The following is an 11,141-nucleotide window of genomic DNA, read 5'->3' on the forward strand; positions in this document are numbered from 1 at the left end:
ATGAACAGCCAATAGACACTGACCCGGGGATACGTGGATCCGCCGGGTCAGAGGGAGGATAAAGGGTAGGTCAGACCTGACCCAGGATACGGGGGATCTGCTGGGCCTGGTGATGGATATGTTGCGAGACCTGGACCGAGAGCTGGCTGCCCTGGTGGGCATGTTGGCTGATACGGCCGATCAGGGTGGCGAAGCTGGCCAGCCTGTGCTCCTGACTCCTGGCGTTGTCGGCCCCCTGCAGGGCGATGACGGCGGTGCTGCGGGCTATCTCCCGCACCGTCTGGGTAGTCTGGCGCAACTGCTCGGCCTGCTGGCGCTGGCCGGCGGCCTCCGTCGTGATGCGGGTCAGCACGGTGGCGAGCTGATCCCCTGCCTGGGTGAGGCTCGCCAGGATCTCGGTGATCTGACCGAGGGATCGCTGGGTATCGGCCGACAGATGCCGCACCTCGTCGGCGACCACCGCGAAGCCACGACCCTGCTCGCCGGCCCGGGCCGCCTCGATGGCGGCATTGAGGGCCAGCAAATTGGTCTGTTGGGAGATGTGGCCGATGACGTCGACGATGGCGGTGACATCCTCCACCGAGCGCTTGAGCTGCGTCAGGGCGCCGCTGCTCTCGTCGATGGCCAGACCGGTCTGGGCGGTGGCGGCCAGCATGCCGCCCACCAGCTGCTCGCTCTGGCTCATGGAGTGTTCGTTGTGCTGGGCGTGCTGGGCGATGTCGGCGGCGACCTGATGCACCTCGCTCGCCAGCTGGTTCAGCTCCTGCATCATCTGATCGCTCTCATCCACCACCTGCTCCGTGGTGCGGGTGCTGTGATGGATCTCCTGCACCTGCTGCACCATCTGCTGTAGGCTCGAGGAGACGCTGGAGAGCTGGCCCGCCTTCTGTTGCTGATCCTGTTGCAGGCGAAGGATGAGGCGGTTGTAGCTCGCGACTATGTCGGCGAGCTCGTTGCGCTCGGATCTCGCCGGCAACAGCTGGGCCTGACCAGTGGCATCGAGTTGTGCGAAGGCGCCGCGCAGTTGCAACAGCGGCTTGACCAGCCAGCGCCGCTGCACCAGCGCAAACAGCAGGGCGACGATCACCAGACAGAGCGCCAGGGAGCCGAGAATGGTGGCGAGCTCCTTGTTCACATCCTGACGCGCGCTGGCGAGTTGTTCCCCCAGCCGATCGCTTGCCTGCAACAGTTGCGCTATGTCCTGCTGCACCATCTGGCGAGCCGCCTGCTGCTGTTGCAACGCCTTGCGACTGTTGTCCAGCTCCTGTGGGTAGCGCTTGAGCAGGGAGACCAGCTCGCTGCGCGGCTGTTCGCCGAGTTCCCGGCGCTCGGGTTCGCCAAGAGTGAATTCGTCGGCGGGAGCCTCTTCAAAGATCCCGAGTGCCGGCAATGCCGCCAGCTTGTCAGCCTGTTTCTGCAGGGCGCTCAGTTCGAATTGCAAGCCTTCCAGCAGCTTGGGGCTGGCCTGCTCCATGTAGTTCTGACGCAGATGGCCGAGCCCTGGCAGGGTCGCCAGCATGTCGGCGGCAAGCAGGCGGTATTGATCGGCATTCAAGGGATCCGTGCCCGTCGCCCCCTGCTGACCGTAGCGCAGCAGCGCTTTGGCGTGGGCGGTCAGCTCGTTCTCGGCATTTTGCAGCAGCCACTGGCTGTTGCCGGAGAGCTTGCCCGCCGCCAGATAATCGCTGTCGATGCGCTCACCCATCTGCTCGAGCAGGGTACGCAGCGGTGCGCTCAGACCGGGATCCTGTTGAGCCAGCCGACCGAGTGCCTGTTTGCGAACCCCCTGTGCTTCGGCCAGACGCAGGGGATCGCCGCTGCCGAGGTAGTCGCGAAGCGCCCCCTGCAGCGGGCCGTTCAGCCGCTGTTGCAGGCGTTCGTGTTGACGCTGGGTCTGCTCCGCCTGATCCAGCTGCTGCCAGCCATGAAACAGGGCGGCGGCCTGGATGCCTGCGACCAGCAGTAAAACCAGAGAGGAGAGGGCGGCATAATGGGCAATTTTCACATCAACATCCTGCTTGAACCACGCGATGGGCTGGAGCTTAAGCAGGAGTGATGGCGTTTTTATGACAGTGGCGGGCTCGTCTTGCGCGCCTTGGGGGTCCGTACCAGCAAGCCAAGCAGGGCGCCCCCCATGATGAGCGCCCCTGCCAGCAGGTGACGGGGAGTGAGCTGCTCGCCGTTGAGCCAGACCAGCAGCAGGGTACTCAGCAGCGGGGTCAGGTAGGCCAGCGCACCGATGCGGCGCGGATCCCCGTCCCGCAGTGCCAGATACCAGGTGATGAAGGCCGCCCCCATGGGCCCGAGCGCCAGCCCCGCGATGAGCAGCCAGTCAGCCGTCGGGATCCTGGCGAGGGGTAACGGCCCCTCCAGCATCCAGGCGAGCAGCAGCGCCAGCAAGCCGGCGGGCAGGCAGGCGGCGGCGGTCACCACGGCGGGGGCGGGTGGCAGACGACGGGAGAGCACGGAGTAGGCCCCCCAGATGATGGCGGCGCCCAATGCCAGCAGGTAGCCGGGCAGATAGGCCTGCTGCAACTGCAGCTCGCCGTCGACCATCACCAGCACCGAGCCGGTAAGGCCCAGTGCCCCGGCCAGCAGGTGATGCAGGTGCAGCGGGTGGTTTGGCAGCAGCAGCGGCGTGAACAGAATGATGCACAGGGGCCACAGATAGTTGATGAGGTTCGCCTCGAGCACGGGGGCGTGGCGAAAGCTCATGAACAACAGCAGGTGATAGAGCAGCAGGGCCGTGATGGTCACCAGCCAGGTGACGGGGCGGGCCCGCCACTGGCGCCAGAACGGCAGGGCGCCGGCGCCGCAGAAGAACAGCACCAGCCCCACCAGCACCAGCGGCGAGACGCTGGTGATACGGGAGGTGAGCGCAGCAAGCGAGGCCCACAGCAAGATGGTGAGCAGGGCCAGACCGGTGGGCTTGTCCCACCAGGAAACAGCAGACATCCAACACTCCTTTGCAAGATGAACAAAAACGAGGGCCAGTCTATCAGACTGGCCCTCGTGCGGCAGTGAATGCTGGGGTTTGTTTGCCCGGCGCGGGACGGGGGATGAGTGATGCGGCTCCCCGGGAGGTTTGTCCGTGGCGCCCTCTGGGGCTCGCCTACTTGTTGTCCGAGAGGTTGGTTGATTTCTGGATCACTTCCCCCGCCCGCTCCACATCCCTGCCCATGCCGTGGATGGTGTTGCATCCCAGCAGTAACAGGCAGGCACCCAGCATCAACAGGCCTCGTAATCTGTTCATCATTCTTTCTCCTATGGCGGCGTTGTCCATTATCCATGTTCTCGTCAGGGGGTCAGCTTGAGCAGGCGTCCGTTAGCGGCATCGGTCAACAGATAGAGGGCACCGTCCGGTCCCTCCTTGACGGTACGGATCCGCTCTCCCAGCTCCGTCAGCAGCCGCTCCTCAGACACAATCTTGTCCCCTGCCAGCCGCAGATGCAACAGGGCCTGGCCGCGCAGGGCGCCGACGAACAGGTCTCCCTGCCACTGCTTGAACTGCTCGCCCCGATAAAATGTCATGCCCGAGGGGGCGATGGAGGGCACCCAGATCCACTGCGGGGGTGTCATGCCCGGCGCCGCCGTGCCCGAGCCAATCTTGCCGCCCCCGTACTCCTCGCCGAAGGTCACCCTGGGCCAGCCGTAGTTGTGGCCGGGCAGGATGAGATTGACCTCGTCCCCGCCCTGAGGGCCGTGCTCGTGGGCCCAGAACTGCTGGCTGCCTGGGCGCAGTGCGGCCCCCTGCATGTTGCGGTGACCCAGGCTCCAGATCTCGGGCAGGGCCCCGGCTGTCCCGACGAAAGGATTGTCGGCGGGGATCCGGCCATCCTTGTGCAGGCGCACCGTCTTGCCGAGGTGGTTGTCCAGGCTCTGGGCCCGCTCCCGTTCGGTGAAGCGATCGCCCAGGGTGATGAAGAGGTAGTCATCCTCCGTCAACAGCAAGCGGGAGCCGAAGTGAGCGCCACCGGCGACCTTGGGTTGCTGGCGAAACAGCAGTTGCCAGTCCGTCAGGGCATCTTTTTGCAGCCGAGCCCTGGCCACCGCGGTGCCGACGCCTCCTTCGCCGGGCTCGCTGTAGCTCAGATAGAGCCAGCCTTCCTTGTCCAGCGCGAGATCGAGCAGGCCACCCTGACCCTGGTTGGCAATGGGGGGCAGGCCCGAGATCGGGTGACGCTGCCCCTTGGCATCGAGACGCAGCAAACGGCCGGGGCGCTCGCCGACCAGCAGATCCCCATCGGGCAGGAAGGCCAGCCCCCAGGGGTGAGCCAGCCCCTCTGCGAGTGGCACCAGGGTCAGCGCCCTGACCGGTGCCAGCAGGCCGAGCAGCAACAGGATGAGCAATAAACGCAAGGTGGGAACCTCCGCTGGATATCGGGTCTTGGCGTGAGCCGTCGTCGCTGAAGTATAGAGGGGGGAGGGGCGTCGACGGCGCGGCTCTGCTTGGCCCCTCAGTTTTCATCTATTTCGTCGCCGGTCGCCCAGTCCTGTGTGTGACGGGGACGTACACTTTCAGCAGTGGCCTTCCGATGGTCTCGCGGGAATGAGAGCTGTCAGATCCCCTCGTGAGCCATCGGCCATTGACCAGCATGCGGGATCTGAGGTGGCGCCCGTTTTCCGCCTCGCATGGTTGACAATGAGGGGGGCCGAGCGCCCAGATGACAGCATCTGAGCCCGCTCAGGCCAGCATTTATGGAGGAGACTATGTCATCACCCGCGTCGGCGCCCAGGCGCCTTCTGCCCGATCTGCTGGCCGGCGTCACTGCGGCGGCGGTCGTACTGCCCAAGGCCATGGCCTACGCCACCGTGGCCGGTCTGCCGGTGGCGATCGGCCTCTACACCGCCTTCGTGCCCATGCTGATCTACGCCCTGCTCGGCTCGTCCCGGGTGCTCAACGTCAGCTCCACCAGTACCCTGGCCATCCTGACCGCGACCCAGCTCGGGGTGGTGGTGCCGGATGGCGATCCCGGCCAGCTGATCACGGTGACGGCCACCCTGACCCTGCTGGTGGGGGCCATGCTGATGCTGGCGGCGGTGCTGCGGCTCGGGTTCGTGGCCAACTTCATCTCCCTGCCGGTGCTGGTGGGTTTCAAGAGCGGCATCGGGTTGGTCATCATCCTCGATCAATTGCCCAAGCTGTTCGGGGTGCACCTGCAGAAAGAGAACTTCTTCATGGATCTCTATCACCTGGGGCAGGCGCTGCCCGAGACCTCTTTGGCGACCCTGGGGGTCGCCCTCGCCACCTTGGTGGTGCTGGTGCTCATGGAGTGGCGCTTCCCGCACTCCCCCGCCCCCCTGCTGGGGGTGGGGCTAGGTATCGCGCTGGTGTGGGGCTGGGGACTGAACGAGGCGGGTGTCGCCATCGTCGGCACCATTCCCACCGGCCTGCCCAGCCTGACGATGCAGGATCTGGCGCTGGTGCTGCAACTGCTGCCGGGGGCGGCGGGCATCGCGCTGATGAGCTTTACCGAGACCATTGCCGCCGGCCGCGCCTTCATGGGGGAGGGGGAGCCCGAGATCAATCCGAACCGTGAGCTGGTGGCCACCGGGCTGGCCAACCTGGGGGGCGCCTTCTGCGGCAGCATGCCGGCGGGGGGCGGCACCTCCCAGACCGCGGTGGTTCGCTCCGTCGGCGGGATCAGCCAGCGCGCCTCAGTGGTCACGGCGGCGATGGCGCTGGCGACCATGATCTTCCTCGCCCCCCTGTTGTCCTGGCTGCCGAACGCTACCCTGGCGGTGGTGGTCATCGTCTACTCGGTGGGGCTCATCCAGCCGGGCGAGTTTCGCAAGATCGGGCAAATTCGCATGATGGAGTTTCGCTGGGCCGCCATCGCCTGCCTGGGGGTGCTGCTGTTCGGCACCTTGCAGGGGATAGTGGTGGCGATCCTGGCCTCCCTGTTGGGGCTGGCGAGCCAGACGGCGCAGCCCCGGGTCCATGTGATCGGCCGCAAGCCGGGGGAGGATGTGCTGCGCCCGCTCTCCGAGCGTCATCCCAAGGACGAGACGATCCCGGGGCTGCTGATCCTGCGGCCGGAGGGGCGGCTCTTCTTCATCAACGTCCAGCACGTGGCGGCCCAGTTGCGGCAACTGATCGAGAGCCAGCAACCCGAGGTGGTGGTGCTGGACATGAGCCGGGTGCTGGATGTGGAGTATTCGGCGCTGATGATGCTGATGGAAGGGGAGCAGCAGGTGCGCGCCAGGGGCGTCGAGCTTTGGCTGGCCGGCCTCAATCCCGGGGTGCTCGAGAACGTGCGCCGCAGCGGCCTGGCCAGGCAACTCGGCCCGGACCGCATGCTGTTCAATGCCAGGGCGGCCATCCGCCAATATCAACAGCGCATGGGATAGGCTTCAGGTGCCCTCTCGGGATGGGGTTTTCGTCGATATGGTAGGGTTAGGGGGAACCTCAGGCTCCCCCCGTGATGGCATTCAGAACTGTTCCGGAATGAAACGGAACGGGTGGTCGGTGGGCTTGGCCTTGCCTATCTTGCGCTTGGGCAGCTTGACATGTTCGACCGGCAACTCTTCATAGGGAATGTGGGCCAGCAGGTGGGAGATGATGTTGAGCCGCACCTTCTTCTTGTCTTCGGAGCGCGCCACGAACCAGGGGGCCCAGGTGGTGTCAGTGGCGGCGAACATGGCGTCCCGCGCCTCGGTGTAGTCGTCCCAGCGATTGAATGACTTGATGTCCATCGGCGAGAGTTTCCAGGTCTTGCGACCGTCGTCGATGCGATCCCGCAACCGGCGCTCCTGCTCCTCCGGACTCACCTCCAGCCAGTATTTCAACAAGATGATGCCGGCATCGACCATGGACCACTCCATCTGCGGCGTGCTGACCAGGAACTTGTCGCTCGCCTCCGGGGTGCAGAAGCCCATGATCCGCTCCACGCCGGCTCTGTTGTACCAGCTGCGGTCGAAGATGACGATCTCGCCGGCGGCGGGCAGATGGGGGACGTAGCGCTGCATGTAGAGCTGGCTCTTCTCCCGCTCGGTGGGCGCGGGCAGGGCCACGACCCTAAACACTCGCGGACTGACTCGTTCGGTGAGTGCCTTGATGGTGCCGCCCTTGCCCGCGCCGTCACGTCCCTCGAACACGATGCAGACCTTGAGCCCCTTGTGCACCACCCACTGCTGCAGCTTGACGAGCTCCACGTGCAGGCGCCGCAGCTCCTTCTCATACTCCTTGGTGCCAAGCGGCTTGTGCTCGGGCGCCTCTGTGACTTGTTCTACCTTGGCTTTCTTCTTGTTACCCATGATGTCCTTCTCTTGTCTCAAACAGGTGGAGAGCGGCCGTCACCCTTGACGGTTACTCCTTGAGTGTACATGACGATATATTTGATAACAGTCATAAAACAAATGGCGAGCCAGGTATAAGGCCGCTTGAACCTGCCGGTCTGAGCAGACCTTGTGGTTATCCAGTCATGTCTCTCTCACTTGATGATGAGGATGCTCATTGTCAATATGGATAACCCACGGAACGCCTGTTAATTATTTATATTCAGCTCCAATTCAATTAAGGTTGCATTCAGTTTTAATGGCAGAGTTAAATTCAGCTTTAATACAGGTTGGGTACATGATGGGCTAATAATTAAGCCTCAAGATATCAATGTGAGTCCTTTAAATAAATGATGAATGAAAATTGTGTGAACCTTGCAGCAAAACAGTAGTCGGCTTCTGTCATCGCCAAAGGCGTTTGTTATAGTTCCCTCACTTAAAAACAAGATGCTCAATAATGTGGTTGGCCGAATTTAACATCGATGTGTTAACAATCGGAACCAGCTGTTCCGCGCTGTTGGAGTGTGCATCTATCGACTCACTGCAAAGGTGAAAGACCAGACAGGCCAAGCGCTGTACTCGATCAGCATAGCGTCTCTGCATGGTGCAAGCGCAAGAGGATGACGCCCTTCTGCCTGGTGCAGAGGTTGGTCATCTGCATGATCGCCTCAAAGGCCAATGCGTGCCAAACGAAGTCGTTTCAATAATTCAAGCGTGGCTTTTGTCGCCTGCTTTTATTTAGATTTTATTATCTATTCTCTAATGGTGGATATTATTTCGAGGCACATTTGTGGCCCTTTTATTCTTGGTGATAGAGCATAAACATCAGTCATTCTAAAGGTTGATGTTTCTGTTTTGGATTCTTTCGAATAAGTACAAATAGAGCTCAGATAACGGAGCACCATTTATTAATAGCGTTGATAAAGTTGACTCGGCAGAACGAAGGGGGATGTGAAGCGTTCACCTAGGCCGATGTTCGGGCACTGCAGCGCTAATTCCCAATTTTTAATCTCCCCTGCACAACGACGTGCAGGGACTTCATTGGTCATGGAATCGACTTGGTGAGGCACTGATTGTCTTCAGTGCCTCGCAATAAAACATCGCAATAAAGGAAGAAATAATGAAAACCAAGTGGCTCCCGATTGCTGTCGCCGTTGTGTCAGCACTTTCTGCTCAAGCCGCCGTCTCTGCCGAGGCCGCCGGTTTCGACTACTACGGTTATTTCCGCTCCGGCATGGGCACTGGTGATGGTGGCTCCATGCAAGACGCCGTGGGTGGCAGCTTCGAGAAGAAAAAGCTGGGTCGTCTGGGTAACGAGTTCGATACCTATGCCGAAGTCGGCTTTGGCAAAGAGCTGAAGAGCGATGACACCAAGTCTGTCTATATCCAGACCATGTTCAACATGTACGACGGTGATACCAACAGCAAGATGGATGATTCCAACTTCGGTTGGGAAAACCTGAACATGCAGCTTCGCAACTTCATGGGGCTGGGGGAGACCTCCTGGGTCGGTATTCGTCAGTACAACAAGAGCTATAGCATTGGCTCTAACGATTACGACTATTGGAACCAGACCAATATCGGCGGCGGTATCGAAGGAATGAAGCTGGGCCAGGGCAAGCTCTCCGTGGCCGCGCTGCATCGTGATATTGCGGACTCCTATATCAACGATGATGCACAGAATGTTGAGGACATGATCGACGCCAATCAGTTGGAGTTGACCTACGACAGCCTGCCCGTGTGGAACGGCGCAACCCTGGCCATGGGTTACAAGTTCCTGAACGCCGATGCGACCACCGAGCAAACTGATGTCCTTCATAAACATGACTTCGCCGATGGTCATGCAGTGATGCTGGAGCTGAACCAGTCCCTCCTGGGAACCGGTTGGAACAAGACTACCCTCCAGTACTACGCAGACGGCTCCGCCCTGCAAGGCGTCACCTTCGGTGCGGCCGACACCCTGAACGGTACCGTCGAGAGCGGTAACGGCTTTGCCATCCGCAACCACGGTATCATCCCGCTGGCCGCCGATTGGGAACTGAGCCACGCCATCAACTACGCCGAAGCGAACGACATCAAGCTGTGGGATGGTAAAGAAGGTGACGCAAGCGCCTTCGCGGTGAGCGCCAAGGTGACCTACCACTGGACCGATATCACCCGCACCTATGTGGAAGCCGGTTACTTCGATGACGAGAAGACCGAAAACGGTGATGTGGAGTCCCGCAGTGGTTCCAAGACCACCATCGCCCAGGCGTTCTCCTTCGGCCGTGGTGAGCCGGAGCTGCGCGTGTTTGCCAGCTACCTCGATAGCGACAACTCCGACTGGGATGGTTCCCACGCCTTCGACAACGGCACCGCCGATGACACCTGGACCATCGGCCTGCAAGCCAACGTCTGGTGGTAACAAGATAGTCAGAAGCAACGGCTGAAGCCTCTTCTCTGCCCGGTGTACAGAGAGGGCGGATGCTAAAAGCGGAAGTAGCAGGGGGTTGGCATCATATTGATGCCAACCCCTTGTGTTTTATGGCAATCCCTATCGGGATGACCTCGAAGTCTCTCTCTTGGGTCAAGGCGTTACTGAACTTGTCCGGTTCTCGCCGCCGTCTTCGTATTCTCGAAGACGCACCGTGCTGGGGAGGCAGGGAGACGTTTCTATCAACACAACAGCGGCAGTAGAAAAACGCCCCCCATCTTGCGATGGGGGGCGTTTATCGACTCAGCGCTTGGGCCCGGTGCTGCTCAGCCCAAGATGCCGGCGGGCATTACAGGGATTCGGCGGTCGCGACCACGTTTTCCACGGTAAAGCCAAATTCCTTGAACAAGAGCTCGGCCGGCGCGGACTCACCGAAGGTGGTCATGCCGATGATCTTGCCGCCAAAGCCTACGTACTTGTACCAGTAGTCGGCGATGCCCGCTTCGATGGCGACACGCTTGGTCACGGAAGACGGCAGCACGGATTCCTTGTACTCGGCAGACTGGGCGTCGAACACGTCGGTGGCCGGCAGGGAGACCACGCGCACGGCGCGGCCCTTGGCGGTCAGCTCGACGTAGGCGGCCACGGCCAGCTCTACTTCGGAACCGGTGGCGATCAGGATCAGCTCCGGAGTGCCGGCGCAATCCTTCAGCACATAACCACCCTTGGCCACATCGGCCAGTTGCTGGGCGGTGCGGTCCATTTGCGGCAGGTTCTGACGAGAGAAGATCAGTGCAGTCGGGCCGTCATTGCGCTCGATGGCATGCTTCCAGGCGATGGCGGATTCCACCTGGTCACATGGGCGCCAGGTGCTCATGTTCGGGGTCAGACGCAGGGAAGCGATCTGCTCCACCGGCTGGTGAGTCGGGCCATCTTCACCCAGACCGATGGAGTCGTGGGTGTAAACGAAGATGGCGCGCTGCTTCATCAGGGCGGCCATGCGCAGGGCGTTACGGGCGTATTCCATGAACATCAGGAAGGTCGCGCCGTAGGGGATGAAACCACCGTGCAGGGCGATGCCGTTCATGATGGCGGACATGGCGAACTCGCGCACACCGTAGTGAATGTAGTTGCCGGAGGCATCTTCATTGGTCAGGGACTTGGAGCCGGACCACATGGTCAGGTTGGACGGTGCCAGATCCGCAGAGCCACCCATGAACTCGGGCAGCAGCTTGCCGAAGGCTTCCAGAGAGTTCTGGGACGCTTTACGGGTTGCGATCTTGGCCGGGTTCGCTTGCAGGGTTTCGATGATCTTGGCGGATTCTGCAGCCCAGTTGGCCGGCAGCTCACCGACGGTGCGGCGTTTGAATTCGGCGGCCAGGGTCGGGTGCGCGGCTTCATAGGCGGCAAACTTGGCAGCCCAGTCGGCTTCCAGCTTGGTGCCTTTCTC

General features: G+C 61.6%; 8 protein-coding genes. 2 read left to right on the forward strand and 6 right to left on the reverse strand.

All coding sequences use genetic code 11. The annotated features are described in order from the left end of the window. Positions 1–70: 70 nt before the first annotated feature. The 4 genes from BN1124_RS20365 to BN1124_RS20375 all read right to left on the reverse strand — a co-directional run bounded on the left by BN1124_RS20365 (position 71) and on the right by BN1124_RS20375 (position 4,359). A complete protein-coding gene (locus BN1124_RS20365; RefSeq protein ID WP_042644991.1) occupies positions 71–2,005 on the reverse strand; it encodes a methyl-accepting chemotaxis protein in 1,935 nt (644 codons plus the stop codon). Positions 2,006–2,064: 59 nt separating this feature from the next. Beyond that, positions 2,065–2,955: a DMT family transporter gene (locus BN1124_RS20370; protein ID WP_042644993.1), complete on the reverse strand. Its 891-nt coding sequence runs from the start codon at positions 2,953–2,955 to the stop codon at positions 2,065–2,067. A gap of 157 nt (positions 2,956–3,112) precedes the next feature. Continuing rightward, the gene (locus BN1124_RS21075; protein WP_082041678.1) at positions 3,113–3,253 is read right to left on the reverse strand and encodes an entericidin A/B family lipoprotein; all 141 of its coding nucleotides are present in this window, start codon (positions 3,251–3,253) and stop codon (positions 3,113–3,115) included. Between the two features lie 44 nt (positions 3,254–3,297). Next, complete coding sequence (locus BN1124_RS20375; RefSeq protein ID WP_042644995.1) at positions 3,298–4,359, reverse strand: PQQ-dependent sugar dehydrogenase; 1,062 nt, start codon at positions 4,357–4,359, stop codon at positions 3,298–3,300. Between the two features lie 351 nt (positions 4,360–4,710). Between BN1124_RS20375 and BN1124_RS20380 the strand changes: the two genes are divergently transcribed. Beyond that, a complete protein-coding gene (locus BN1124_RS20380) occupies positions 4,711–6,351 on the forward strand; it encodes a SulP family inorganic anion transporter (RefSeq protein WP_042644997.1) in 1,641 nt (546 codons plus the stop codon). Between the two features lie 81 nt (positions 6,352–6,432). Here BN1124_RS20380 and ppk2 read toward each other — a convergent pair whose 3' ends face one another. Continuing rightward, positions 6,433–7,257 (reverse strand): polyphosphate kinase 2, encoded by an 825-nt coding sequence (ppk2, locus tag BN1124_RS20385; protein ID WP_042645013.1) that lies wholly within the window; start codon positions 7,255–7,257, stop codon positions 6,433–6,435. 1,141 nt (positions 7,258–8,398) lie between these two features. Here ppk2 and BN1124_RS20390 point away from each other — a divergent pair. Then, positions 8,399–9,682 (forward strand): carbohydrate porin, encoded by a 1,284-nt coding sequence (locus tag BN1124_RS20390; RefSeq protein ID WP_042644999.1) that lies wholly within the window; start codon positions 8,399–8,401, stop codon positions 9,680–9,682. Between the two features lie 358 nt (positions 9,683–10,040). Here the strand turns inward: BN1124_RS20390 and BN1124_RS20395 are convergent. Continuing rightward, positions 10,041–11,141 (reverse strand): transketolase-like TK C-terminal-containing protein (locus tag BN1124_RS20395; RefSeq protein WP_042645001.1); only part of this gene is annotated, 1,101 nt, incomplete at its 5' end.

This window comes from Aeromonas eucrenophila (assembly GCF_000819865.1).
In the GTDB taxonomy this organism is placed as follows: domain Bacteria; phylum Pseudomonadota; class Gammaproteobacteria; order Enterobacterales; family Aeromonadaceae; genus Aeromonas; species Aeromonas eucrenophila.

Bases quoted from the DNA above. Each gene is read 5' to 3' on its own strand.
- ppk2 (WP_042645013.1), bottom strand. From the start codon at position 7,257: ATGGGTAACAAGAAGAAAGCCAAGGTAGAACAAGTCACAGAGGCGCCC.
- BN1124_RS20370 (WP_042644993.1), bottom strand. From the start codon at position 2,955: ATGTCTGCTGTTTCCTGGTGGGACAAGCCCACCGGTCTGGCCCTGCTC.
- BN1124_RS20390 (WP_042644999.1), top strand. From the start codon at position 8,399: ATGAAAACCAAGTGGCTCCCGATTGCTGTCGCCGTTGTGTCAGCACTT.
- BN1124_RS20380 (WP_042644997.1), top strand. From the start codon at position 4,711: ATGTCATCACCCGCGTCGGCGCCCAGGCGCCTTCTGCCCGATCTGCTG.
- BN1124_RS21075 (WP_082041678.1), bottom strand. From the start codon at position 3,253: ATGAACAGATTACGAGGCCTGTTGATGCTGGGTGCCTGCCTGTTACTG.